Below are 25,688 nucleotides of genomic sequence, written 5' to 3' on the forward strand. Positions count from 1 at the left end.
TCAAAACGCCTTCGCAGAATCAGTCGATCTGTTGCGGGGCTGGACGTCTCAAGCATCTGATGAACAAAGAAAAATACTGATGTAAGAAGCGCGTTTCGTAACGACAGGGATGCGCTATTTGAGATAGGTTCGTAAGATCTTCATCACACCTTCAAGGTCTTCATCGTAATCAGTGGCCTTTGGAGCGGCTTTGGACTTGATCCGTGGATCAAAGGTCTCCCGAAGATGGCTCTCCATCACTTCCGCCATCAAGCCGTTGGTCGCGCCACGCATCGCCACGATCTGCTGAAGCAACGCTGCGCAGCTGGCCCCAGCTTGGATCGCACGCTCAAGCGCTTCGGCTTGGCCCCTGATACGACGAATGCGAGTGACGGCCCGACTTTTCTCTTCTGGTGTGTATGGCATCAAATCTTCCTGTTCGGCGCTGAGGCATACTATACAGGAGATATGTTCATCCATGTGTGATGTCCACGCCTTTATCGGGTGGACGCCGACTTCCCGCCGCGAGGCCTTTGGATGCGGCCAAGCCAGAGGACCGGTCTTGTGCCTTCGTGCGCGGATTCTGATCGGCTTTCAGGCCACTAGGAACGACGGTTGACCGTCGAACGAAGATGACGACTCACGTCCACTCCGAAGCAAGCTTAAGAGCCGATCTGCACCTGCCATTCAACGCAGTTGGCTATCCTTGTTGCCCCGGCGGTTGATCGCGGAGAACGTTGGTCGCTTATCGCGTTCGCCTTGGCAAGCAATACATGTCCTGACTGATGGAATGGCTTGGCGACGTCGCAGCGGGATCTCTTCTCCACACACCTCACATTCGAGGGTGCCGTCTCCCAAAGGAAGTCGAGAACGTGCCGCTGAGAGCGCATCCCTTACAGTAGCGTCAATCTGGTCCTGAACCCCGCCTTCGGGTCCCCATCCGTTCGCCATTTCCGGCTCCTTCAAAGCGCATGCGAGGTCAAATGGTTACATGGGCGCACGAGGCCCAAATATCCCAGCTACGCACATTTAGGAATACTCCTGCCCAGTATCAAGGGCTATGACAGTTGCCTGCTCGATCCCTCCAGCGGAGGTCGCCTTCCGCAGCGCTGTCGGGCGGTCTCTCGGCGATGAGCGCTCCGAACGGATGAGATTCGAATGTTGCGCCCTGGAGTGCGTATACGGTATAGTAGGACCGAGTATAATCATTATTGGCTGGTGGATTCGGTTTGGCGTGGGAACGCTGCGCCATTCGATGCAATGACCCCATGAGGCGATCTTGACTGATTTGTTCACGACAAAGCCCAGACCGCCTTTGGCAGAACTCCTGCGCCCCGGATCTCTCGATGAATTCGTGGGGCAGCGGCATCTGCTGGGTCCGGGAAAACCACTGCGCCTCGCCTTCGAGTCCGGCAGGTTGCACTCGTTCATCCTCTGGGGACCGCCAGGTGTGGGCAAGACCACTTTGGGGCGCCTGGCGGCACGCGCGACCGACAGCCGATTCATCGCCATCTCGGCCGTGCTTGCCGGGGTGAAGGACATTCGGCAGGCCATCGACGAGGCCCAGGCTGAACTGGACAACCATGGTCGATCGACAGTGCTTTTCGTCGATGAGATCCATCGTTTCAACAAGGCGCAGCAGGACGCCTTGCTGCCCCATGTCGAGTCGGGGCTCCTGACCCTGGTGGGGGGAACCACCGAGCATCCCGGGTTGGCGGTGAATTCCGCACTGCTCTCACGCGCACAGGTCTATACCCTCGAACCGCTATCCGGCGACGAGTTGAACCAGCTCTACGAACGCGCCCTGCCGCATCTTCGGGGCGTCACGTTGGATGCGGACGCACTGGACCTGCTCAAGGGCTTCGCAGATGGCGATGGCAGGCGTTTCCTCAATCTGCTTGAGCAGGTGACGAATGCTGCGTCGGGCGCTGGCAAGGCTGTGGTCGATGGCGAGTTCGCCAGGCTGTCCACCAGCCCATCACTGCGCAGGTTCGACAAGGGCGGCGACGAGTTCTACTGGCAGCTCTCGGCCTTCCACAAGTCGCTGCGGGGCTCCGACCCCGATGCAGCCTTGTATTGGCTGGCCCGCATCCTCGACGGCAGCGGCGACGTGAGCCAGGTGACCCGCCGCATGATAGTGATGGCCAGCGAAGACATCGGCAATGCCGACCCGCAGGCGCTGCAACTGGCACTCAACGCCGCGCTGGCCTACGACAGGCTGGGCTTGCCAGAGGGCGAGATACCGCTGGCGCAGGCGGTGACTTACCTCGCCCTCGCCCCCAAGTCGAATGCCGCCTATGCCGCCTGGGACCAGGCCAAGGCATTCGTCAAGCGCAGCGGCTCCCAGCCTGTTCCCCTCCATCTTCGCAATGCACCGACGAAGCTGATGAAGCAGATGGGGTATCACGAAGGCTACCGCTATGCCCATGACGAGCCCAGCGGCTATGCCGCCGGGCAAACCTATTTTCCCGAGGGCGTAGCGCGGCCGGGCTGGTACCAGCCAACCGACAGAGGCGTCGAGCGCAGGCTGGGAGAAAGGCTTGCTTGGCTGCGCTCGCTCGATGACGCAACGCCGCCAAGCGGGGACGCTTGACCGATCTCCCCCGAAATCGGCTCATCGCTACCGCACGAATTACAGGACAAGAACATGCCAGACTCTTCTTTCGGTGAATCCACGGCGAATATCAGACGGAGACGAGTTGCCCACTATCTGCGCACGGAGCCTGGTGCTGCGGTGTTGCTGGTGATCGTCACGGTCGTGGCGCTCGTGTGGGCAAACTCGCCGCTGTCCGACGCTTACTTTGCGTTGTGGCACCTGGATGTCGGGTTCAATTTCGGCCCGTTCGGCCTGCACATGGATCTGCATCACTGGGTCAACGACGGCCTGATGGTCGTCTTCTTCTTCCTGATCGGCCTGGAGGTGCGTCAGGAGTTTGCCCACGGATCTCTCCGGGACCGCAGCCGTGCCCGTCTCGCTCTGATCGCAGGGGTCGCGGGTGTCGTGCTTCCCGCACTGGTGTATGTCCTGATCGTGGGGCTGGCCGGAAGTGAGGGCCTGCATGGGTGGGGTGCGGTGGTCGGCACCGATACGGCGTTCATGCTGGGCACCCTGGCGATCGTCGGTCCGCGACTATCCGGTCAGCTGCGCGTGTTCTTGCTCACCCTGACCGTGGTCGACGACTTTCTCGCCGTGTCCATCATCGGCATCGTCTACAGCGAGGAGATCCGGATCGTCCCGCTGCTAATCGCCCTCGCCAGTCTCGTCGGGTTGTGGTTGCTAGGCCGCACCCGCCAGTGGCGGGCAACGCCGTATGTGCTGATCGTGATCGGGCTGTGGTTCGCAACCGTGTATTCCGGCATCCATGCCTCCCTTGCTGGGATGGCCGCGGGGCTCCTGATCCCTGCCTACGCGACACAGCGTCACAAGGTCGTCGCGGCAAGACAGCTGTTCCGAGATTTCTGGCAGTCTCCGAGTGCCGCATCGGCCCACGCGGTGGACCGCGGGCTGTCCCGAGGTATCTCGGTGAACGAGCGGCTGCACGAGTTCCTGCGGTTACCGACCGCGCTGCTGATCGTGCCGGTGTTCGCCCTGGCGAACGCCGGGGTGGACCTGCGTGGCGGGCTGCTCGCTGAGGCCTTCGGCTCGCCCGTGACCTGGGGCGTCATTGCGGGGCTCGTGCTCGGCAAAGTCCTGGGCATCGGACTCATCACACTCGCCGCGATCCGCCTCGGCCTGGGTCGGCTGCCCGAGGGCGTCGGGATGGGGAGCGTGTTCGGTGGAGCGGCACTGTCCGGGATCGGGTTCACCGTGTCGCTGCTCATCATCGGGCTCGCGTTCGGCACGACCTCCGACCTGGGCCGCCAGGCGACGGTCGGTGTGCTCGTGTCGATGGTGCTCGCCACGTTGCTCGGGTGGCTCATCTTCAAGGTTGCCGCCCGGAGATGGGGTGAGGAGACCGCCGATCTGCCGATGGTGCTCGAGCCGCCGGTGGATCCCGAGGTCGACCACATCCGTGGTCCGGAGGACGCCCAGCTCACGCTCGTGGAGTACGTGGACTTCGAGTGCCCGTACTGTGCGCACGCGACCGGTTCGTGGGAGGATATGCGCGAGCACTTCGGGGACGACCTCAGGTATGTGGTGCGCCAGCTGCCGCACCACCCGCACGGGCTGATCGCCGCGCGGGCGTCCGAGGCCGCGTCGAACCAGGGGATGTTCTGGCCGTGGCTGGACTTCGTGTTCACCCGCCAACATGCGCTGGAGCGCGAGGACTTGATCGGCTACGCCGCAGAGGTTGGCCTCGACGTCGACCGGTTTATCGCGGATCTCGACAGCGCCGCGGTGATCGAGCGCGTCGAGCGCGACCTCGCCAGTGCGGTCGCCAGCGGTGCGCACGCCACTCCAACGTTCTTCGTCGAGGGGCGTCGTCTGCTCGGCAGTTACGACGCCCGCACGCTCACTGCTGCGCTCGAAGCCAGCCGCCGCGGCACCCGGACGCAAGAAGCCCAGTCCTGAGCGGGGTCTCGAGCCGGGAGGCACCGGAGCGGGTCGGGCGAGCGAGGGGGGCTGGCGCTCGCTCGATCACGCGACGCCGCCAAGCGCGGACGCTTGACCGATCTTCCCCGAATCCGGCCCATCGCTAGCTCACGAACTACAGGATAAGAACATGCCAGACTCTCCTTTCGGTGAATCCTCTTGTACTGCCGCAGCGAGCGGTCTCGTGCAGGTGCGCGGTGCGCGCGAGAACAACCTCAAGGACGTGGACGTTTCCATCCCGCGCAACGCTCTGGTGGTATTCTCCGGTGTCTCGGGTTCCGGCAAATCCTCGCTCGCCTTCGGCACCATCTTCGCCGAGGCGCAGCGACGCTATTTCGAGTCGGTAGCCCCCTATGCACGGCGCTTGATCGACCAGGCTGGCGTGCCCGACGTCGATGCCATCGACGGATTGCCACCGGCGGTCGCCTTGCAGCAGCAGCGCGGCGCCAGCAACGCGCGTTCTTCCGTGGGGAGCGTCACCACGCTATCGAGCCTGGTGCGGATGATGTATTCGCGCGCCGGCGCCTATCCGGCCGGTCAGCCGATGCTCTACGCCGAGGATTTTTCCCCCAACACGCCGCAGGGGGCTTGCCCCACCTGTCATGGCCTGGGGCATGTCTATGAGGTGACCGAGGCCATCATGGTGCCCGATCCCTCCCTGACCATCCGGGAACGGGCGATAGCCTCCTGGCCGCCCGCTTGGCAGGGTCAAAACCTGCGCGATATCCTCGTCAGCATGGGTTACGACGTGGACAGGCCATGGAAGGATTTGCCCAAGGCGGACCGAGATTGGATTCTGTTCACTGAGGACACGCCCACCGTGCCGGTTTACGCGGGCTTCACGCCCGCCGAAACCCGAGCGGCGCTCAAGCGTAAGCTGGAGCCGAGCTATATGGGCACCTTCACCGGCGCCCGGCGCTATGTGCTGCACACCTTCGCTAACACCCAGAGCGCCCTGATGCGCAAGCGCGTATCGCGCTTCATGGAGGGCAAGCAGTGCCCCACTTGCGACGGCAAGCGACTGAAACCCGAAGCCTTGGCGATCACCTTCGCCGGAGTGGATATCGGCGCCTTCATGCAAATGCCGCTGGACCAGTTGGCGGCCCTGCTCGAACCCATCGTCCAGGGCGATTTCAGCGCCCATACGGCGGGGGAAGGTACGGACAGGGAGGCGACCCAGCGCGACCGGGCCGAACGGGCGGCCTCCGGTAAGGCCGTTCACGCAGTGTCGCCCGATGTGCGCCGCACCTCCGCACTCTCGGAAGAAAAGCGTCTCGCCGCGCAACGCATCGCCGGTGGCGTGATGGCCCGCCTGCATCAACTGCGGGGGCTGGGCCTCGGCTATCTGACGCTGGACCGGGCCACCCCGACACTTTCGGCGGGTGAACTGCAACGCCTGCGGCTGGCCACGCAGTTGAGTTCCCTGCTGTTCGGCGTCGTCTATGTTCTGGACGAGCCCTCGGCGGGGCTGCACCCGGCCGACAGCCAGGCCCTCTACGACGCTCTCGACAGGCTGCGCGACGCGGGCAATTCGGTGTTCGTGGTCGAGCACGATCTGGACCTGATGCGCCGCGCGCAATGGCTGGTGGATGTCGGACCCGATGCCGGAGAACACGGGGGCCACGTGCTCTTTAGCGGCGAGCCGGAGGGCCTGCGCCAGATCGCCGAATCCCGGACCGCGCGCTATCTGTTCGACGAGATCGCCGCGCCCGCGAGCCGAGGCCGCGAGCCCTCGGGCTGGCTGGAGTTGCAAGCCATCCATCGCCACAATCTGCGCGGCGTGGATGCGCGCATTCCGCTCGGCGTGCTGACGGCCGTTACCGGCATTTCTGGCTCGGGCAAATCCAGCCTCGTCGCGCAGGCTTTGCCGGAACTGATCTTGCTGCATCTGGGTCACGAACCCGAGGACGACGCGGCCGAAAGCGGCTCTGGCGAAGGCGCGACGGTCATCGAAGTCACCGGCGGTCATCTCGCCGGCGACGTGGATGCCGTGCAGCGTCTGGTGCAGGTGGACCAGAAACCGATCGGCCGCACCCCGCGCTCGAACCTGGCGACCTATACGGGCCTCTTCGACCATGTGCGCAAGCTGTTCGCCGCCACCCCCGATGCGCGGCGCCGCCGCTATGACGCCGGACGGTTCTCGTTCAATGTGGCCAAAGGGCGCTGCGAAACGTGCGAGGGCGAGGGCTTCGTCAGCGTGGAACTGCTGTTCATGCCGAGCGTCTATGCGCCGTGCCCGACCTGTCATGGCGCGCGCTATAACGATGCCACGCTGAAGGTGCGCTGGAACGGGCGCAACATCGCCGAGGTGCTGGCCATGACGGTGGACGAGGCCCACGGCTTCTTCGCGGGTGAGGACGCGGTGGCACGACCATTGCAATTACTGCGCGAGATCGGGCTGGGCTATCTGCGACTTGGCCAACCGGCCACCGAACTGTCCGGTGGCGAAGCACAGCGCATCAAGCTGGCGACCGAGCTTCAGCGCAGCCAGCGCGGGCGCAGTCTCTACGTGCTCGACGAGCCGACCACCGGCCTGCATGCCTCGGACGCCGACCGGCTGTTGGTACAATTGCAGCGGCTGGTCGATGCCGGAAATAGTGTGGTGATGATCGAGCACGACATGCGCGCTGTGGCGCAGGCCGATTGGGTAATCGATGTAGGACCAGGTGCTGGCGATGCTGGCGGCAAGATAGTCGTGGCCGGCTCCCCTCAACAGGTGGCCCGAACACCCGGTAGCCGGACGGCGCCGTTTCTTGTCGAAGAACTGGCGCGGGCCAAGTAGTCCGACATGCCAACGATAGCCGTCCGCCCGCTTCGTTGCTTTGGGTGCCGAGACGATGATCGCAAAACGCTACGTCGAGTGATGAACCTCGCGTTGACTTGTCACGATCTTCCTGGCTCCCGCTTCGCCTTAGCGAAGCCTCGATCCGTGGCGATGAAGCGTTCCAGCATAGGCACGATCAGCTTCATGGGATCGGCGACGGTCTGGCCGGTCTCGCGGGCCAGCACTTCGGCATAGGCGATCAGATCGCGGTGGAGCGGTGCCGGCAGCTCCACCGTCACCTTGACGGGCTTGTCGTCGGGCAGCGGCCCCAGCTTCAACTTCGCCATCGCTCAGCCTCCGTAGGATTCGAGCACAAGGTCGCGGGTCACGATGACCCTGACCGGGAAGCCTGGCCGGATGGTCAGCGTGGGTGTGACCTGCAATTGGCGCTGGATGATCTGTTGGCCGGCCTGGTTGATGGTGTCCTGCGCCCCGTCGCGGATGGCGCGGATCAGCCGGTCATCATCGCTGGTCGCCAACTCCGTGCCGACGCCAAGCAAGGTCGAGAGCCCTGCGGCCTTCATCAGATCCCACCAATGATAGTCGACGCCATCCTCAAGCCCGGCATAGCCGCTGGCATCCGCGCCGGGCTGGCGCTCCAGCACGATGGAGCGGCCATTGGGGAGGATCAGCCGATTCCAGACCAGCAGCACGCGGCGCTGACCGAAGGTCACGCCGGCGTCGTATTGGCCGATGATGCGCGTGCCCTGCGGGATCAGAAGGAGGCTGCCGGTCGGGCTGTCATAGACGTTTTCCGTGACCTGCGCGGTGATCTGACCGGGCAGATCGGAGCGGATGCCGGTAATCATCGCGGCGGGGATGACGGCTCCGGCCTGTAGGATGTAGGGCGACGCTGGAGCCATGATGCGGTCCAGGGCGACGGTCTGCCGATCCACCGGCCCGTTTAGGAAGGCGGTGTGCCGGTCCTGGGGGCCGGTCGCGCCGGACGGAAGGCCAAGGCCGGGCATGGCGATGCCGGTTGCCGTCCCCGTGCCGGGCGCGGTCTGGAAAAAGACGCGGCTGACGCGCGCGGCTTCTTCCTCGGCGAGACGGCGCTGTTCCTCGGGATCGACGGCGGGCGTCGCCATGACCGGCGGCGCAACCGGCTGTCCCCGGTTCTGCGCATCGAGGATCGGGCGGCCGAGGTCGCCGGGCAACGCCGGCCCCAGGACCGGGCCGGTATAGTCGCGCGGTAGGCCGGACAAGCCGTCCGCCGTGGGCCGGTTCTCGGTCGAATAGAGTTCTTCATTGCCCGGACCTGCATCGCGGGTCTGGAGCGCGTAGATCAGCGCGCCGCCGACGCCGAACAAGGCTACAGCGCCGACGCCAGCGAGCATCTTGCGTGACAGGCGGGTGACGCGCGGCGGTTCGGCGCGCAGCCGCATCGGCGAGGCGTCCGTGGTGTTGGTGGTGTCTGTCATGACGGGGAGTCTCCGGTCGCGCTGGCAGGCTGATCGGCGGCCGCCTGCGTCGGGTTGATACGGACGATCCTGACGACCTGCTGGCGGGTGCCGCCGCCAAGGCGCAGCTCGGCCGCACCGAATAGGCGGTCCACGATCAGGATGTTCTGGTGGATGCGGCTGTTGACGATCTGCGGTTCGCCATCGGAGCCGAGTACGAAGATCGGCGGCATCTCGCCCTGCACGATCCCGGCCGGGAAGACGACATAGACGCGCCGTCCATCGTCGAAGACGGAAACCGGCCGCCACGGCGGGCTGTCTCCGGTCAGGCCGTAGCGATAGTTCCGCGCGGCCTCGGCGGGAATGACGGGTGCGGCTGGAACGGTCTGGCGCTGGCCCGCTGGCGGTGCCGGATAGGCCCAGGCGACGGCAGGCATGTAGAGCGATTCCCGCGCGCGCAGCTCGATCATGTAGGTGCGCCGGTCGGTGGTGACGACAAGGTTGGTGGCAATGTCCGGGCGTGTCGGCTTCACGAGGATATGGACACGGCGGTTCGCGCCGGACCCGGATTCCGTGTCGCCGATGATCCACCTTGCGGTATCACCCGCCGCGATCGGCCCCGCGCCGGTCAGGCTCTCGCCCGGCTCCAGCGCAATGGTGGTGATCTGCCCGACTGCGGCATAGACCTGATAGAGCGCGCCCTCGCTCCACGGATAAATCTGGATCGCGTTGTAATAGCCTGCGCGGCGCGGCTCGACGCGAGCGGCGGCGTTGGCGTTCTCGACGCGGCCGGTCGGTGTTCCAGCAGCGGCGCCGCCGCGCGCGACGGTCCACGCGGGCGGCGTGTGCAGCGGCCGGGGCGTTTCGTCGGTCGCGGCCGCCTGCACCACTGGCAGCGGCGGCACGCTATCGTCATAGCTCCATTGCTGCGTCCGGTTGGTGGCGCAGCCTGCGAGCATGGTGGCCGAAAGCAGCACGGCCGCGATTGTGGGGGTGCGGGTGATCGTCCTCATTGGCTCATCTCCCGTGACCACGAAATTGCATTGACGTAGATTCCCAACGGGTTGGCGCGCAGGCGCTCGGCATCGCGCGGCGTCTGGATCACGATGGTCAGGATCGCCGTCCATCGCTCGGTGGTGGCGAGCTGGCCGTTTTCGTAGTGGCGTTCGGTCCAAGCCACGCGGAAGCTGTCGGGCGATGCCCGGATGACGCTCGAGACCTCGACGGCGACCTGCTGACGGCCGACCCGCGTGAACGGGTCGTTGGCCCGCGCATAGTCGTTCAAGGCAGCCGCGCCCCTGTCGGTGGTGAACTCGTATGCGCGAAGCCAATTCTGGCGAACGATGATGGCGTCGGCCGGGATCGCGCGGACCTGCTCGATGAAGCGGCCGAGATGGAAAGCGATCTGCGGATCGGTGGCGCGATAGTCAGCGTTTGCGGGCGCGACGGTCTGCGCCTGGCCGATATTGTCGACCTGTACCACCCAGGGCACGACGGTCCCGCGCGCGGACTGCCAGACAAGGGCGGAAGCGAAGCCGGCCGACAGGATCAGCGAGCCGAACGCCATATAGCGCCAGTTCTTCGCCTGAACACGGGCCGAGCCGATGCGCTCGTCCCATGCCTGCGCGGCTTTCTGATAGGGTGTCTCGGGTTCCGGCGACTTGCCGTAGTGGGTTGCTGGTCGTTTGAAGATGGTCATGAGCGGTCACTTTCGGAAAGGTTGATGGAGGAACCGGAGCCGTGGCTGTCGCCGGAGCGCACCGCATGGGCTGCCATGGTCGTGCCGTGGTTCATGGCCTGGGAGCGCTGCATCCGCTGCGCCCAGGCCGGAGCACTGCCTGCGACGGCGGACGGTGCGGCGGCGGGAGTAGCGCTCGCGCCGCCGACCGTGCCTGCGGTGGACGTGCCGCCGGTCACACCAAAGGCGGCGCGTGCGCCATCGGAAAAGCTGGATTTGACGCTTTCCGATGCTTTCGACGCGGCGCGCTTCAAGGGCGATACAGCGGCAGAACCTGCGGTCCGCGCGACACCGCCGAGGCCGGAGGCGACACTGGCCGCGCCGGTCTGGCCGAGCGAGCCGACGCTGTAGGCGGCCGTCGCCGCGCCTGCGGCGGAAGCACCTCCGCGAACGGCCGCGGCTCCACCGGACAGAGCGGCGGCGCCGCCTCTGGCGGCCAGCATCGCTCCACCTCCCGCCGCCGCGCCTCCTGCGAGCACCATGCCGCCGGCGGCAAGGCCGGTGCCTACGGCCGCACCCGCGCCGAGTTGCGGGCCGCCCGACACGATGCCGTTGGCGATGCCGGGGCCGAAGATGCCGAGGCCGAGCAGCGACAGCGCGGCGAGCACGATCGCCATGGCGTCGTCGATGGTCGGGGTTGCCCCGCCGAAACCGGCGGTGAATTGGCTGAACAAGGTCGAGCCGATGCCGATGATGACGGCGAGCACCAGAACCTTGATGCCGGACGACACCACGTTGCCCAAGACCTTCTCGGCCATGAAGGCGGTCTTGCCGAACAGCCCGAAGGGGATCAGCACGAAACCGGCGAGCGTGGTCAGTTTGAACTCGATCAGGGTGACGAAGAGCTGGATGGCGAGGATGAAGAAGGCCAGAACCACCAGCGCCCATGCGAACAGTAGGCATGCGATCTGGATGAAGTTCTCGAAGAAGCTAATCCAGCCCATCAGGTCGGAGATGGAATCGAGCAGCGGCCGGCCGGCGTCGAGGCCTGTCTGCGCGACGCGGCCCGGCCGCATGAGATCGGCAACGGAAAAGCTGGTGCCTGACGCCATGAGGCCAAGTCCGGCGAAGCTCTCGAAGACGATCTGCGCGAGGTTGTTCCAGTTGGAAATGATGTAGGCGAAGACGCCGACGAACAGCGTCTTTTTTACCAGCCGCGCGATGATGTCGTCATCCGCGCCCCATGCCCAGAATAGCGCGGCAAGCGTCACGTCGATGATGATGAGCGTGGTCGCCACAAACGCGACCTCGCCGCCGAGCAGGCCGAACCCGCTGTCGATGTAGGATGTGAATACGCCGAGGAAATTGTCGATGACGCCCGTATTGCCCATGGTCAGCGCGCCTCGCTGCGGTCACGGCCGAGGAAGCGGTCGCGGGATTCAGCCCATGCGGCGAGGCAGCCGGCATCGCTGGCGGCAGCCTCGCCGAGCTGCTGGCAGCGGCGCAGAGTTTCGCGCAGCGGATCGGCCGGCGGCTGGAAGGCCGGCGCGGGGCGAGGCGCGGAAGGTTGGTCCTTCCGCGCCATGTCGATTGCGGTCGCCGTGACGGCGATGGCGATGAACACAACGGCCCCGAGCCGCGCCAGCATCTTGCCGTCCATGGCGAGCCTCCCGTCAGTTGTTGCCGTTGTTGAACATCTGCGCGTTGCCCGGCTGGTAGCCGGTGCCGGGCGTCAGAAAACGGCGGCGCTGCTCGCGGCCCTGTTCGGCAGCCGTCGCGCGCTCGGCCTCGGTCAGCGCGTCGGCTCGGCCGTTCGCCGAGATGACTGCGATCAGGTCGGAGAGCTGCTGCGACTGGAGTGCGAGAAGCTGGTTGCCGGCCTGCGTCGCCTGCAATGCGCCGGTCGCACCCTGACTCTGGCCGACAAGCGCGGCCATCTCGGCGCGGTTGCTGTCGATATTGCCGACCGCCCCCGCCTGCACGCGCATCGCGTCCTGCAAGCCGCCGACCGTGTTCTCCCAGCGCGAACGCGCATCGGCGACAAGCTGGGCGTCGGTCGCCGAAAGCGAAACATTGCCGTATCGCTGCTGGAACGCTTGGTCGATCTGCCCGACCTCGAAGGCGATGTTCTGCGCCTGCCCGAGAAGCTGCTGCGTGCGCTGGACATTCTGCTGGAGCTGCTGGAGCGAGGAATGCGGCAGGCTCGCAAGATTGCGGGCCTGATTGATGAGCATCTGCGCCTCGTTCTGGAGCGAGGTGATCTGGTTGTTGATCTGCTCCAGAGTGCGGGCGGCCGTGAGGACGTTTTGCGCGTAGTTGGATGGGTCATAGACGATCCGGCCGAAAAGCTGAGCATGGGCCGGACTTGCCAGCATGGGCGAAAACGCGACAGGCACGGCGAGCGCCAGCGCGAGAGCCGAGGCTCCGACGATCTTGGGATAGGTCATGGAAGAATCTCCTGTGTGGGGTGGGTATCGAGCCGAGCCGGCGCGGCGGATTCCGGCCGGTCGGCAAGATTGGTGAGGTTGGGGATCAGGTCGGCCGCCCAATCGACGCCGCGCTCGCGCAGCCATGCGGCGAGGAAGCCGTCGCGGCCGGCCTCAGTGACGATCTGCGCAATGAGCGTCTGGTCGGATTTGGCGGATGCGGCGCAGAGCGCGAGGCCGACTTCGGACAGGCCAAGCTCGAACAGGCGATTGCCGCGCCGCGACTGGCAGTAGTAGTCCCGCTTGGGCGTCGCCCGCGCGAGGATTTCGATCTGGCGGTCATTGAGGCCGAAGCGGCGATAGATGGCCGTGATCTGCGGCTCGATGGCGCGCTCGTTCGGCAGCAAGAGCCGGGTCGGGCAGCTCTCGATGATGGCGGGCGCGATGGTGCTGCCGTCGATATCGGACAGGCTTTGCGTGGCGAAGATGACGCTGGCGTTCTTCTTGCGCAGCGTTTTCAGCCATTCGCGGAGCTGGCCGGCGAAACCCTCGTCGTCCAGCGCAAGCCAGCCCTCGTCGATGATGAGCAGCGTGGGCCGCCCGTCCAATCTGTCGCCGATGCGATGGAACAGATAGGCGAGCACGGCGGGGGCCGCGCCGGTCCCGACAAGGCCCTCGATCTCGAACGCCTGCACGTCCGCCGAGCCGAGATGTTCGGCTTCGGCGTCGAGCAGCCGGCCATAGGCACCGCCGACGCAGAACGGCCGGAGCGCCTGTTTCAGATCGTTGGATTGCAGCAGGACCGCAAGGCCGGTGATGGTGCGTTCCTCGACCGGCGCGGACGCAAGCGAAGTCAACGCGGTCCAAAGATGCTCCTTCACCTCGGGCGTGATCGCAACACCCTCGCGCATGAGGATGGCGGCGATCCAGTCCGCCGCCCAGGCGCGTTCATAGGTGTCGTGGATGCGGGCGAGCGGCTGGAGCGAAACCGAGGCGTCAGACCCTTCGGTCAATCCGCCGCCGAGGTCGTGCCAGTCGCCGCCCATGGTGAGCGCGGCGGCGCGGATCGAGCCGCCGAAATCGAAGGCGAAGACCTGCGAGCCCTCGTAACGGCGGAACTGCAAGGCCATGAGCGCGAGCAGCACGGACTTGCCCGCGCCCGTGGGTCCGACGACGAGGGTGTGCCCCACGTCGCCGACATGGAGGGAAAACCGGAACGGGGTTGAGCCTTCGGTCTGGCCATAGAGCAAGGGTGGTGCCCCGAAATGCTCGTCCCGTTCCGGTCCCGCCCACACCGCCGAAAGCGGGATCATGTGGGCGAGATTCAATGTGCTGATGGGCGGCTGTCGCACATTCGCGTAGGCATGTCCGGGCAGAGAGCCGAGCCAGGCATCGACCGCGTTGACTGTCTCGGCCATGACGGTGAAGTCGCGGCCCTGAACGATCTTCTCGACCAGGCGTAGCTTTTCGTCAGCAATGCGGGAGTCGGCATCCCAAACGGTGACGGTCGCCGTGACGTAGGCCATGCCCGCCACGTCCGCGCCAAGTTCCTGCAAGGCCATGTCGGCGTCGAGCGCCTTGTTGGCGGCGTCGGTGTCCACGAGCGCGGACGCCTCGTTCGTCATCACCTCTTTCAGGATGGCGGCGATCGACTTGCGCTTGGCGAACCACTGGCGGCGGATCTTCGTCAGCAGCCGCGTCGCGTCGGTCTTGTCGAGCAGAATGGCACGGGTGCTCCAGCGATACGGGAACGGCAGCCGGTTCATGTCGTCGAGCAGGCCGGGCGTCGTCGCGGTCGGGAATCCCACGATGGTCAGGACGCGCAGATGCGCGTCGCCAAGGCGCGGCTCCAGCCCGCCAGTCAATGGCTGGTCGGCCAGCAGCGCGTCGAGGTGCATCGGCACCTCGGGCACGCGCACCCGATGCCGGTTGGTCGACACGGTGGAATGAAGGTAGGTCAGCGTCCCGGTGTCATCGAGCCAGCGGCATTCCGGCATGAAGCCGTCGAGCAGCGCCAGCACGCGGTCGGTGCGATCCGCGAAGCCGCGCAGGGCTTCCCACGGATCGACGCCGGATTGCTCCCGGCCCTCGTAGAGCCAGGTTTCGGCGCGGGCAGCTTCCTCGGCCGGTGGCAGATAGAGGAAGGTCAGGAAGTAGCCGGAGACGAAATGCGTCCCGGCTTCCTCAAATGCAGCTTTCCGTTCGGCGTCCAGCAACGCAGATGCGGCGTCGGGAAAGGTGCTGTTGGGATAGGTCGCGGCCTCGCTGCGCTGCGCCTCGACGAAGATGCTCCAGCCGGAACCGAGACGGCGCACGGCGTTGTTGATGCGGCCGGCAACCGCGACCAGCTCGGCCGCGACGGCGGAATCCAGATCGGGACCGCGAAACTTCGCCGTCCTCTGAAAGCTGCCATCCTTGTTGAGCACGATGCCCTGGCCGACCAGCGCGGCCCAGGGCAGATAGTCGGCGAGACGGGCTGCGGTGCGGCGGTATTCTGCAAGGTTCATCATGGCGGCGCCCCCTCAGACCGACAGATGACCGGGGATGCGGATATGCCGCCGCCCGACCTCGACGAAGAGCGGATCGCGCTTCGCCGCCCAGACGGCGGCGAAATGGCCGATGGCCCAGATGGCGAGGCCTACCAGCCATAGGCGCAGGCCGAGGCCCACGGCCCCGGCCAGCGTCCCGTTCAGAATCGCGATGGCGCGCGGAGCGCCGCCGAGCAGGATATGCTCGGTCAGCGCCCTGTGGACCGGGACCAAAAATCCCGGCACCGCGTCGAGTTGTTCAAGGCCGCCCGCCATCAGATGAGCGCCCCGCCGCCGAACGAGAAGAACGACAGGAAGAAGCTCGACGCGGCGAACGCAATCGACAGGCCGAACACGATCTGGATCAGCTTGCGGAAGCCACCGCCTGTATCGCCGAAGGCCAGCGTCAGGCCGGTCACGATGATGATGATGACGGCGACGATCTTGGCGACAGGCCCCTCGATGGACTGAAGGATGCTTTGGAGTGGTGCTTCCCACGGCATCGACGAACCGGAAGCATGGGCGGCCGGGGCGAGCATGATGCTGATGGCGAGAGTAGAGGCTGCGGTTGCCATGCGGCGATAGCCGCGCGAGATGGTGCGGATCATGAAGGTTCTCCTGTGCTGATCGGGGTTGCGGGGTTGATGCGGTAGTCGCCGTCCGGGCCGAGACCTTCGACGCGGGCGAGTTCGGCCAGCCGACGCGCGGAACCGCGCCCGGAAAGGACGGCAACAAGGTCGATGGTCTCGGCGATCAGGGCTCGCGGGACGGTGACGACGGCTTCCTGGATGAGTTGTTCGAGCCGGCGAAGCGCCCCGATGCCGGTCCCGGCATGGATGGTGCCGATACCGCCCGGATGGCCGGTGCCCCACGCTTTAAGAAGGTCGAGGGCTTCCGATCCGCGCACCTCGCCGATGGGGATGCGATCCGGGCGCAGGCGCAGCGAGGAACGGACGAGATCGGAAAGCGTCGCCACGCCGTCTTTCGTCCGCATGGCGACAAGGTTGGGCGCGGCGCATTGCAGCTCGCGCGTGTCCTCGATGATGACGACGCGATCCGAAGTCTTCGCCACCTCGGCGAGCAACGCGTTGGTCAGCGTGGTTTTGCCGGTGGACGTGCCGCCCGCGACCAAGATATTGGCGCGAGAGGCGACCGCCGAGCGCAGCATCGCCGCGTGATTGGCGGTCATGATGTCGGCGGCCACATAGTCGTCGAGCGTGAACACCGCGACGGCGGGCTTGCGAATGGCGAAGGTCGGGGCGGCAACAACGGGTGGCAACAGGCCCTCGAACCGCTCGCCCGACTCCGGCAGCTCGGCGGATACGCGGGGGCTTCGGGCGTGAACCTCCACGCCAACATGGTGCGCGACCAGCCGCACGATGCGTTCGCCATCGGCGGCGGACAGGCGCTCGCCCGTATCGGCAAGCCCCTCGGACAGACGGTCGATCCACAACCGCCCGTCCGGGTTCAACATCACCTCGACCACGGCCGGATCTTCCAGAAACCGCGCAATGGAAGGCCCGAGCGCGGTCCGCAGCATGCGCGCACCGCGTTGGATCGCTTCCGGTCTGTGATGGTTGGCGGTCATGTCGGCCCCGTTTCTTGGCGGGGACGTGACAGGCGATCCCCGGATCGGGGTCGATTAAGAGAGGCCGAAATTGGGCCTGTTCAACAAGTATTTACGTCCGTGCTGGCATCGGCGGCTATCGGCGGTAAATAGGATGGATTGAAAACCTAGGCCGCGTCGCCATCCGTGCCGGTCTGATCTTGCGGCGGACTGTCGTGAAGCGAATCCATGTCGCGCGATAGCTCTTTCAGGAACCTGTCTCCGGTCGCCAGCCTGCGGCCGAGGTTCTGCATGAAACCTTCGAAACGCTCATTCCCCTTGATCCGTGCGGACTGCTTGGCGCTGTCTGGCAACGGCGGGGTCATCGTCAGCCAGAAGTGGACGAACAAGGAAAGGGTCTCGCCAAGCACGGCGAGATCTTCGTCCAGCGTGCCGATCTGTCGGCCGATCTTGTCCAGGCGGCGCGACATCGCCGCTTCCAGCCGATCCGACGTGTCGCCCGACAGGAAGGATGCGACTGCCGCCTCGATGATGGCGGACTTCGACACCCCCCGGCGCAGCGACAGCGCCTCGACCTGTTTGAGCAGTTCCGGGTCGAAATAGACATTCATGCGGGTGCGGGCTGTCATTGGCTCCCCCTCAAAGCTCGATCCCGTCATCGGGATTCATCGACGCCTGCCGGGCGATCATCCGCATCCGCGAGCGAAGAGCGCGCGCCTTGGCGGCATCCACGTCTGGCTCGTCGTCCAGAATGTCGAACTCCTGGGCGGGCGGTGTCGACGGCGGGACGATTTCCTCATGCTCGGGCAATTCCGGTTCGCGGCGGATGCCGGCATTGTCGGGGTCGCCCTCCGCGCCGCTGGCAACACTCGTCACTGGCCTTTCCGCCGCTACGATGACGCGGCTCGTCCAGTCGTCGGTGGCCGGCTTCGTTGCCGGAGCGGATGGCAGCTCTGGCGGCGGCAGGATGCGCTCCTGAAATCGCCCGTCCTCAAAATAGCGGGCTTTCTTCGCCCGGATCGGCGGAGTGCCGGCGACCATGACGATTTCATCGGCGGGCGGAAGCTGCATGATCTCACCGGGAGTCAGCAGCGGCCGCGCGGTTTCCTGCCGCGATACCATCAAGTGCCCAAGCCAGGGCGCGAGCCTATGACCGGCATAGTTGGTGGAATCGCGCATCTCGGTCGCCGTGCCGAGCGAGTCCGACACACGCTTGGCGGTGCGCTCGTCATTGGTGGCAAAGGCGACGCGGACGTGGCAGTTGTCGAGAATGCTGTTGTTTGGCCCATAGGCGCGCTCGATCTGGTTGAGCGATTGGGCGATCAGGAAGGATTTGAGGCCGTAGCCAGCCATGAAGGCGAGCGCGGATTCAAAGAAGTCGAGCCGGCCCAATGCTGGAAACTCGTCCAGCATCATGAGCAAGCGATGCCGCTTGCCGGATAGGGTCAGTTCCTCGGTCAGCCTGCGGCCAATCTGGTTGAGGATGAGCCGGATCAGCGGTTTCGTCCGGTTGATGTCGGACGGCGGGACGACAAGGTAGAGTGTGACCGGCCGATGGCTGCCAACGAGATCGGCAATGCGCCAGTCGCAACGATCCGTGACGCGTGCCACGACCGGATCGCGGTAGAGGCCGAGAAACGACATGGCGGTGGACAACACGCCCGAACGCTCGTTTTCGCTCTTGTTCAGCAACTCGCGCGCCGACGAGGCGATGACGGGATGCACGCCGACATCGCCAAGGTGCGGCGTGTCCATCATCGCGCGCAAGGTTGCCTCGACCGGGCGACGGGGATCGGACAGGAAGTTGGCGACGCCAGACAGGGTTTTGTCCTTCTCGGCATAGAGAACATGCAGGATCGCGCCGACCAGCAGGCTGTGGCTGGTCTTTTCCCAGTGATTCCGCTTGTCGAGACTGCCTTCGGGATCGACTAATATGTCCGCGATGTTCTGCACGTCGCGGACTTCCCATTCGCCCTGGCGCACCTCGAGCAACGGATTGTAGGCTGATGACTTCGCGTTGGTCGGATCGAACAGTAGGACGCGACCATGCTTCGCGCGGAAGCCGGCCGTAAGGGTCCAGTTCTCCCCCTTGATGTCGTGGACAATGCAGCTTCCCGGCCAGGTCAACAGCGTCGGCACCACCAGCCCGACGCCTTTGCCCGATCTCGTGGGGGCGAAGCATAGGACGTGCTCCGGCCCGTTATGGCGTAAATAGTCGCGATCGTATCGACCGAGCAGGACGCCATCGGGGCCGAGCAGCCCGGCGCTGCGGATTTCGCGATCTTCGGCCCATCGTGCCGAGCCATAGGTCGCAATGTTGCGGGCTTCACGCGCCCGGATGATCGACATGAGGATGGCGGCGGCGATGGCGATGAAGCCGCCGGACGTGGCGATGATCGCACCCTCGACGAAAATGGTGGGCGCATAGGCGTCGAACGAAAACCACCACCAGAAGAAGGCCGGTGGATAATAGACCGGCCAGCCCGCCAGTTCGAACCACGGATTGCCAAGCTGGGGCTGGAAGCCGAGGCGGAAGGCGACCCATTGCGTCGCCACCCAGGTCATCACCATGACAATGGCGAAGACGACGGCAATCTGCCCCCAGAGTATTCGACCTCCGCGCATACAGGCTCCAATCGGTAAGAGAGGTGGAGCCGATCAGAAAATGGCCAAATTCGCAGGGATCAACAATAAAGGTGCAGCCGTAGGGCGACAGGATACTGTCGGCGGTAAATCGGACGGTCGCGCCGGCACTATTCCGGCACTCTCTTGGAATCAGTGATCACGACTCGATCTGAACGTAAAAGCGATCTGCCTCTGGAATTACATTGAAGGGCGTCATGAGCGCGGAATTCCTCATAGCCCCATTCCTCGCTGCCGCCCCAGCTGCCACGATACCGATCCGCCCTGCACCATGCCTGCGACCTCGCGGCCGAGCTGCCGGTCGATAACAGGCCGCCATGGGACAAGGGTGAACTCGTGGCTCTGTTCGACCACGGCGAACTTGCCACTCGATAGATGCACCGCTCCGGTGAACTTGCCGCTGATCTTCTCGCCATCCGCCGCCGCCCGGAACGGAAGCGCCTTGCTCTCGGCCAGCTCCGTGCCGACGCGGGCAACTTCGCGCTCGCGCAGAGTGGCGAGAAGGCTGCGCCGGTAGAAAATGCGGCCGTCCCGTGCTCGGGTAGCGTCGCCCTGTTCGATATGATGTTCGCGGCGCTTGTCCATCGCCTCGCGCACCTGCTGACCGAAACCGGCCGGAGCGAGATCCGATGCGTCAGGCGTCACCAGCCTCCGGTCGAGCCAGGTCGCGCCATCAGAACCGATCTGGCTTTCCAGATTGAAGGTCGAGATGACGCGGATACTGGCCTGCCGGTTGCGGCCGGCGTCGTAGGTGGCGGCACGACTCTCGAAATCCTCGGGGATGCGCCATCGATCGGCGTCGATCCGCTCGACGATCCCGGCGCGGCGAAGCGCCTCCAGTCGCCGGACATGAGCATCGACGAACCCGTCATAGTCGCCACCCGGAACGCGGCCGTCGAATTTGGCCTGTTCCAGATGGCGGCTCGGCCGATAGGTGCCGTCCTCGGCGATGGCCGCTATCGCGCGGTCGGACGGACGGCTTGCGGTGTCGGCCTGGCCGATCTCGATAACGCTGCCGATCCGGGCATCCTCGACGCGGGCCGGGTCGATGCCCGGAACATGATGTGTCCGGCCGTCGATGCCGTCCACCACGACGGTCAGGTTCTCGCCCATCTCGTCGGTGAGATATTTGTCCACGACCCGGCCGACGATGGGCGTTTCGGGCGCGGCATCATGAAGCTGGAAGGTCATCGGATCGCGCTCCAGGCCATCGGCCTTCAGCGCCTTGTGCATGTTGCGGATGATGTCGCCGCGCTCGCCCATCTCGCGCAAGGTCGGCTCCATCCGGTCGCTCAACTCCCAGACGCCCGGCGCGTGTTCGGTCGCCAGCCCCATCTTCTCCAGCTTGGCAAGACGGCGCAGGCGCAGCGTGCGATTGAACTGGCGGCGCGGATCGTCGGGCTCATGGCGCAGATCGAGGAATTTTTCGTCGGCTTCTTCGGTCATCGCCCGGTCGATGCGGGTGAAGCGGTCCTGATCGACCTCGGCCGACAGTTTTCGGGTCTGCTCGATCTCGGTGACGGGACCAAGCTCCAGCGTGGTCAGCTCGCTCGCCCGCTCGCGGAGTCCGTTGGCGAGATAGTCGCCGTTGATGACGAGGTTCTCGCCGAGATCGTCCTTCCCCCGGACGATGACATGCACATGGGGATGACCGGTATTGTAATGGTTGACCGCGACCCAATCGAGTTTCGTGCCGAGGTCGCCTTCGATCTGCTTCATCAGATCGCGGGTGTGCTCGGTGAGGTCCGAGAGATCGACAGCATCCTCGGGCGAGACGATGAACCGAAACTGGTGGCGATCGTCCTTGCCGCGCTCGACGAAGGCATCGCCGTCGGCGCGATCTTCGGTGGCGGAATAGAGCTGGCCGCGTTCGCCATCGCGCGAGGTTCCGTCACGCTGAATGTAGCGAAGATGGGCGGCGGCCTTGCCGTTCTTGCCGGCCTGCTGGACGTAGCGCGTCTTGACGACGACGCGGCGCATTCCCGGCGCGCTGTGGCGCCAGCCGCCCGACAGGGTTCGAGCATTCACGAAGGCCGCACCGCGTCCGCGCTTGACGCCCGGCCCCTTGCTGGCCCGCGAAACCTTCCCGCTCTTTCCGGCCGAACCCGAAGTGGTGCGTGACGGGGATCGCGATGCCGATGGAGACGATCTGCCAGGGATGTTGCTATGCTGGCGCGCGAGCTTCTTGGCCTGGGTGAGAAAGCTCTTGGCCTTGCCGAGCTTCGGCGCATCCGCTCGGATGCGGCCGGGCTTCGGACGGAAGCGGTTTTCATCATCGGCGCTCATGAGTGCGCCTCTGGCCAAAAAAATGCCGAACCCGCCGGAAATCGGCTAAAATGCGGCTGTAGTGCCGGTCAAAACCCCGCAAGGCCAAGGCTTTGCGCGAATCTCCGGCACCACGGGGCGAAAACCATGGTGCCAGTCCCGGCTCCCCCAACCAGTGTGCAGACAACAACAAATTCAGAAATCGGGCCAACGTAGTGCCGGTTTCCTTTATCTTGCCCTCCGCCTTTACTGCCCTTTCCGCCCTTCCTGCCGGGAATCCAGCCAGGCGAAACCCTGCATGACTGGACACCGGAACGTATCGCGCCGAGCGCGGGAACACGCCTGTCATGGCGCTCCCCCGTCGTCGGCGCGGGCCACAAAAATGCTGCCGGTCGGCTCCGTATCGGCGGCATTGCGCACCGGAACGGGCGCGCGGATGTCACCGGATTGCACTTCGGATGACGGCGCGGCGGTAGTTCGCATGTCGGTCGAGCGCGTGACGAACAGCGGAGCCGCGCGCCAGTCGGGCGGCGGTGGCGGTTCTGGCGCGGGTATTTCGCCCCCGGCCGAACTGCCCAGAACTGGCGCAAGCGCAGCGACATAGGCGCGCGTCTCGGCGGGCAAGGCACGGCCTGTCGTGCGATGTTCGTCGTAACGGCCAGGACCGGCATTGTAGGCCGCGAGCATCGCGGCGACGTTGCCGTAGCGGTCCCACATTTCGCGCAGATAAGCCGCACCCGCCATGATGTTGTCGCGTGGGTCGTAAGGATCGCGGCCGAGGCCATGGCGGACGCGCAGGCCCGCCCAAGTGTCGGGCATGACCTGCATCAATCCCATCGCTCCGGCCGACGAGATTGCGCGCACGTCGCCCGCGCTCTCGGCGCGGAGCACTGCGCGAATCCAGTGTTCGGGAATACCGAAACGTTGCGAGGCTTCGGTAATGAAGCCGGCATAGGGATCGGAGGGATTCGCGCGCGCGACGGGTGCGGCTTGCGCCGATACGGCAACCGGACTGACTCCGACCGCGAGCACGCCAGCCAGCAGCAGACCGGCATATCGCACGATCTTCCTGTCTCTGTTCGACCTCCAGCCTGCCAGCGTGCTCGCTGCGGTCAAGGGCAAGGCGCGAGCGCCGGCGAGAGGCCGCCCCTGACCTTCGCTGTGCGCGCCGGCCGTCCGGTGGCCGAGCGGGACGACAGGATGAGACGGCCTTGCCGCGAACAACGGGATGAGGGTTTTGAACGCGAGGATGACGCAATAGCGCATGGCTTTCAGTCCCGCCCGCCACGCGGCTTCGGGCGGTTCCAGTGCAGTGACCACGCCGTCTTGTCGTTGCTGTTCTGGAAGAGGTTGGCGCGGATCGGCTGCGGCAAGGCGGGATCGTCGATCACCAGCGAAATGTAATCGCCGGCTTTTTCGCCGACCTCCTTCCAGCCCGCTCCGACCTCGGGGCCATCTTCGGCCCCATGAAGGACGCGATAGGCGGGCGCGTTGTCCGCATCCGATGGTTCGGCGGGAACAATGGTCAGTTCACGGTAAAGGGTGAGCGTATGAACACGGCCGACGAAGGTTTCATTTTCGGCGGTGAATTGACCGATCTGTGGCATGACAAGTCTCCAATGGTTGCAGGTTTCAGGGAGGATTAATGCGTCGGCACGCGCCATTCGTAGCGGCCGTCGCCTTCCTCATCGGTCCAGAGCGGCAGCGCCCGGCCGATGACGGAATCTGCGGGGATGGGTCCGAAGTAACGGCCGTCCAGGCTGTCGCGGATCTCCCAATTCATGAGGAAGATTTCGCCGTCGCCGATGACGCGGCAGCCCTGCCAGACCGGCAGATCGCGGCCGATCCGGTCGCGGTCCAGCGCTTCGCCCATTTCCACGCCATCGACGGTGACGGTGCGGCCAGTGCGGCAAACCCGCTGTCCGGGCAAACCGAGGACGCGCTTCAGGAGCGGCACGCCGCGCCCGACATAACCGCGCTCGACCATGAAGGCGGCGAGCGGTTCGGGCGGCATGATTGCGACCAGCTCGGGCACTTCGATCCGCTCGGCGGGTTCGACGGTGTAGAAGCCGATGGGCGCGCTGGCCGTGGCGTTCCAGATCAGTTTCGTAGGCGTCGGGATGAACGCGGCGATGGCGACGCCCATCGCCGCAAAATACGTCACCATGACGTAGCCGAACCGTGTCATGGTTCGATCCTCCGGCGATGGAGCCAGGCGGCGTGTCGTTCCGGCGTGTAGTCGCGCGGCTCCAGACCGGCGGTCAGGCGGTTGTGGACATGCCGCCAGTGATCGGGCGCGGCGTCGGCCGGATCGAGGCCGAGCGCTTCCACCGCGTCGATGGCGGCCAGCGCGCGCTGCACCTTCGCCCAGCTATCGAGGCGCAACAGGATGTCGCCGCCGGGGCGGACGAAAGGCAGCGTCTGGAACGGCTCGCCGCGGCCGATGGCGCGCACGATGTCGATGCGGGAAATCACCGTGCCATGCTCGCCCGCCGCCCAGCGGACGAAGGCGAAGACGCTTTCCGGCGCGAAGCCGACGAGGCTGCGGCGACGGTCGATGATCTGTTCGTAGCTCTTGCGGCCGAACCGTATCCAGCGCTCGACCTTGCGCTTGTCGAAGGTCAGTTCGACCAATGTGGTGAAAGGCGCAGGCCCGTCCGGCAGCGGACGGCCGTGCAAGCGGCGGGCCGCGTTGCCGGTCATATCGGATCTCCTTCGGTGGATGGAAATTCGCGCGCGAGCAGGTCGCGCAGCATGTCGGCGACGGTGATGCCGCGCCGGAAAGCCGCGACCTTGATGCGCCCGCGCATCTCGGGCGTGATGTCGATCGTCAGGCGAGCGGTGAACGCCTCGCCTGTGGTTTTGCCGGTCTGCGGCGTGTCCGAAGCCTTGATCCAGCTCTCGGGATCGCTCGGCCGGGATGCGAAGCGAGGCTTGCCGGGAGCGCGGGTCATGGCGCGCTCCGCCCGATGCCGAGATGGTCGATCTCCGTGGCAAGCGCGGCGATCTCGCGCGTGGCCCGGCTGTCGGCGTCGATCTCGCTGGTAAGCCGGCCGGACTGCGCGGCGTCGGCGAAGACGACGCGCTGGCCGATGGTGGCGGCAAGCAAGGGCGGATCGTGGTCGGCCAGCGTCTCGGCCGTCTCTCGGGCGATGACGGTGCGCGCGCCGCAACGGTTGAGCACGAAACGGGCGACCAGCTCAGGCCTGTAGATGCGCGCTTCCTTGAGAAGCGCCAGCATTTCGGCCGAGGCCCAACCATCGAAGGGGGATGGCTGCACCGGGATCAACACCAGGTCGGCGGCAAGCAGCGCCGAGCGCATCAGAGCTGCGACGCGCGGCGGCCCGTCGATGACAACGTGATCGGCGTCGCGGGCCAGCTCCGGCGCTTCCCGGTGCAAGGTGTCGCGGGCCAGGCCGATAGTGCTGAACAGCCTTGGCAGCCCCTCATGGCTGCGTGTCTGCGACCAGTCGAGCGCGGAGCCTTGTGGATCAGCGTCGATCAGCGTGACGCGCTTTCCCCTTGCGGCCCATTCTCCCGCGAGGTGCAGCGCCAGCGTGGTTTTGCCGACGCCGCCTTTCTGGTTGAGGAGAGCGACGATCATGGCTTCCCTCCCGGTTCATCATCGAAGGGGAGGTGAACGGCGGCTGGGGAGCCGGAAGTATCTATCGAGACTGGCCGGGAAGATGTTCTGCGGCGATTGCACGACGCGCGATTATGGGCGCTGCCTGAAGATGTGCGCGTGGTTCTGTCGTTTTTCCAGGTTTCGTGAATCGGCGTGAGAGCGGACATGAGTCCGAACAATGGCTTGCGCGCATAGATGTGGTTCCATGTTTGTGAACTG

General features: G+C 65.5%; 25 protein-coding genes. 3 read left to right on the forward strand and 22 right to left on the reverse strand.

Features of this window, described 5'->3' with window-relative positions:
• Positions 1-114: 114 nt before the first annotated feature.
• Together FHS81_RS11995 and FHS81_RS12000 are read right to left on the reverse strand one after the other, a co-directional pair.
• On the reverse strand, positions 115-405 hold the full coding sequence (locus FHS81_RS11995; RefSeq protein WP_030540721.1) for a metal/formaldehyde-sensitive transcriptional repressor: 291 nt from the start codon (positions 403-405) through the stop codon (positions 115-117).
• A gap of 261 nt (positions 406-666) precedes the next feature.
• Positions 667-930 carry a DksA/TraR family C4-type zinc finger protein gene (locus tag FHS81_RS12000; RefSeq protein ID WP_030540722.1) on the reverse strand — a complete coding sequence of 88 codons (264 nt, stop codon included), beginning with the start codon at positions 928-930 and terminating at the stop codon, positions 667-669.
• Between the two features lie 328 nt (positions 931-1,258).
• Between FHS81_RS12000 and FHS81_RS12005 the strand changes: the two genes are divergently transcribed.
• From FHS81_RS12005 to FHS81_RS12015, 3 genes are all read left to right on the forward strand, one after another.
• Positions 1,259-2,572 (forward strand): replication-associated recombination protein A, encoded by a 1,314-nt coding sequence (locus FHS81_RS12005; protein ID WP_103025175.1) that lies wholly within the window; start codon positions 1,259-1,261, stop codon positions 2,570-2,572.
• A gap of 54 nt (positions 2,573-2,626) precedes the next feature.
• Complete coding sequence (gene nhaA / locus FHS81_RS12010; protein ID WP_030540723.1) at positions 2,627-4,492, forward strand: Na+/H+ antiporter NhaA; 1,866 nt, start codon at positions 2,627-2,629, stop codon at positions 4,490-4,492.
• A gap of 151 nt (positions 4,493-4,643) precedes the next feature.
• The gene (locus FHS81_RS12015; RefSeq protein WP_030540724.1) at positions 4,644-7,295 is read left to right on the forward strand and encodes an excinuclease ABC subunit UvrA; all 2,652 of its coding nucleotides are present in this window, start codon (positions 4,644-4,646) and stop codon (positions 7,293-7,295) included.
• A gap of 101 nt (positions 7,296-7,396) precedes the next feature.
• On the opposite strand, the gene FHS81_RS12020 is transcribed toward FHS81_RS12015, so the two are convergent.
• The 20 genes from FHS81_RS12020 to parA all read right to left on the reverse strand — a co-directional run bounded on the left by FHS81_RS12020 (position 7,397) and on the right by parA (position 25,448).
• Complete coding sequence (locus FHS81_RS12020) at positions 7,397-7,624, reverse strand: DUF2274 domain-containing protein (RefSeq protein WP_030540725.1); 228 nt, start codon at positions 7,622-7,624, stop codon at positions 7,397-7,399.
• 3 nt (positions 7,625-7,627) lie between these two features.
• Complete coding sequence (locus tag FHS81_RS12025) at positions 7,628-8,758, reverse strand: TraB/TrbI/VirB10 family type IV secretion system protein (RefSeq protein ID WP_030540726.1); 1,131 nt, start codon at positions 8,756-8,758, stop codon at positions 7,628-7,630.
• A complete protein-coding gene (trbG, locus tag FHS81_RS12030) occupies positions 8,755-9,750 on the reverse strand; it encodes a P-type conjugative transfer protein TrbG (protein ID WP_030540727.1) in 996 nt (331 codons plus the stop codon). Before trbG ends, FHS81_RS12025 begins: the two co-directional genes overlap by 4 nt.
• Positions 9,747-10,436, reverse strand: a complete 690-nt coding sequence (gene trbF / locus FHS81_RS12035) for a conjugal transfer protein TrbF (RefSeq protein WP_030540728.1) — start codon at positions 10,434-10,436, stop codon at positions 9,747-9,749. The genes trbG and trbF overlap by 4 nt, the downstream gene beginning before the upstream one ends.
• A complete protein-coding gene (trbL, locus tag FHS81_RS12040) occupies positions 10,433-11,806 on the reverse strand; it encodes a P-type conjugative transfer protein TrbL (RefSeq protein WP_030540729.1) in 1,374 nt (457 codons plus the stop codon). Before trbL ends, trbF begins: the two co-directional genes overlap by 4 nt.
• Positions 11,807-11,808: 2 nt before the next feature.
• Positions 11,809-12,075, reverse strand: coding sequence for a putative entry exclusion protein TrbK-alt (gene trbK-alt, locus FHS81_RS12045; protein WP_030540730.1), 267 nt, complete (start codon positions 12,073-12,075; stop codon positions 11,809-11,811).
• A 13-nt stretch (positions 12,076-12,088) separates the two neighbouring features.
• Positions 12,089-12,862, reverse strand: coding sequence for a P-type conjugative transfer protein TrbJ (gene trbJ, locus FHS81_RS12050; RefSeq protein WP_030540731.1), 774 nt, complete (start codon positions 12,860-12,862; stop codon positions 12,089-12,091).
• On the reverse strand, positions 12,859-15,351 hold the full coding sequence (trbE, locus tag FHS81_RS12055) for a conjugal transfer protein TrbE (protein ID WP_103025280.1): 2,493 nt from the start codon (positions 15,349-15,351) through the stop codon (positions 12,859-12,861). The genes trbJ and trbE overlap by 4 nt, the downstream gene beginning before the upstream one ends.
• A 12-nt stretch (positions 15,352-15,363) precedes the next feature.
• The gene (locus FHS81_RS12060; RefSeq protein ID WP_030540733.1) at positions 15,364-15,645 is read right to left on the reverse strand and encodes a VirB3 family type IV secretion system protein; all 282 of its coding nucleotides are present in this window, start codon (positions 15,643-15,645) and stop codon (positions 15,364-15,366) included.
• Positions 15,645-15,977, reverse strand: coding sequence for a TrbC/VirB2 family type IV secretion system protein (locus FHS81_RS12065; RefSeq protein WP_030540734.1), 333 nt, complete (start codon positions 15,975-15,977; stop codon positions 15,645-15,647). Before FHS81_RS12065 ends, FHS81_RS12060 begins: the two co-directional genes overlap by 1 nt.
• A complete protein-coding gene (trbB, locus tag FHS81_RS12070; RefSeq protein ID WP_103025281.1) occupies positions 15,974-16,957 on the reverse strand; it encodes a P-type conjugative transfer ATPase TrbB in 984 nt (327 codons plus the stop codon). Before trbB ends, FHS81_RS12065 begins: the two co-directional genes overlap by 4 nt.
• 146 nt (positions 16,958-17,103) lie before the next feature.
• Positions 17,104-17,565 (reverse strand): ribbon-helix-helix domain-containing protein, encoded by a 462-nt coding sequence (locus tag FHS81_RS12075; protein WP_103025282.1) that lies wholly within the window; start codon positions 17,563-17,565, stop codon positions 17,104-17,106.
• Between the two features lie 10 nt (positions 17,566-17,575).
• On the reverse strand, positions 17,576-19,561 hold the full coding sequence (locus tag FHS81_RS12080; RefSeq protein ID WP_030540737.1) for a conjugal transfer protein TraG: 1,986 nt from the start codon (positions 19,559-19,561) through the stop codon (positions 17,576-17,578).
• A gap of 231 nt (positions 19,562-19,792) precedes the next feature.
• Positions 19,793-21,865, reverse strand: coding sequence for a relaxase/mobilization nuclease domain-containing protein (locus FHS81_RS19280; RefSeq protein WP_030540738.1), 2,073 nt, complete (start codon positions 21,863-21,865; stop codon positions 19,793-19,795).
• Positions 21,866-22,189: 324 nt separating this feature from the next.
• Positions 22,190-23,110 carry a lytic transglycosylase domain-containing protein gene (locus tag FHS81_RS12090; RefSeq protein ID WP_183753294.1) on the reverse strand — a complete coding sequence of 307 codons (921 nt, stop codon included), beginning with the start codon at positions 23,108-23,110 and terminating at the stop codon, positions 22,190-22,192.
• A 5-nt stretch (positions 23,111-23,115) separates the two neighbouring features.
• On the reverse strand, positions 23,116-23,451 hold the full coding sequence (locus FHS81_RS12095) for a DUF736 domain-containing protein (protein WP_030540740.1): 336 nt from the start codon (positions 23,449-23,451) through the stop codon (positions 23,116-23,118).
• A 35-nt stretch (positions 23,452-23,486) separates the two neighbouring features.
• Positions 23,487-24,032 (reverse strand): S26 family signal peptidase, encoded by a 546-nt coding sequence (locus FHS81_RS12100; protein WP_030540741.1) that lies wholly within the window; start codon positions 24,030-24,032, stop codon positions 23,487-23,489.
• Positions 24,029-24,547, reverse strand: coding sequence for a DUF2840 domain-containing protein (locus tag FHS81_RS12105; RefSeq protein WP_030540742.1), 519 nt, complete (start codon positions 24,545-24,547; stop codon positions 24,029-24,031). The genes FHS81_RS12100 and FHS81_RS12105 overlap by 4 nt, the downstream gene beginning before the upstream one ends.
• A complete protein-coding gene (locus FHS81_RS12110; protein WP_030540743.1) occupies positions 24,544-24,798 on the reverse strand; it encodes a hypothetical protein in 255 nt (84 codons plus the stop codon). Before FHS81_RS12110 ends, FHS81_RS12105 begins: the two co-directional genes overlap by 4 nt.
• Positions 24,795-25,448 (reverse strand): ParA family partition ATPase, encoded by a 654-nt coding sequence (gene parA, locus FHS81_RS12115; protein WP_030540744.1) that lies wholly within the window; start codon positions 25,446-25,448, stop codon positions 24,795-24,797. Before parA ends, FHS81_RS12110 begins: the two co-directional genes overlap by 4 nt.
• Between the last annotated feature and the right edge of the window lie 240 nt (positions 25,449-25,688).

It is taken from the genome of Pseudochelatococcus contaminans (assembly GCF_014195635.1).
In the GTDB taxonomy this organism is placed as follows: Bacteria; Pseudomonadota; Alphaproteobacteria; order Rhizobiales; family Beijerinckiaceae; genus Pseudochelatococcus; species Pseudochelatococcus contaminans.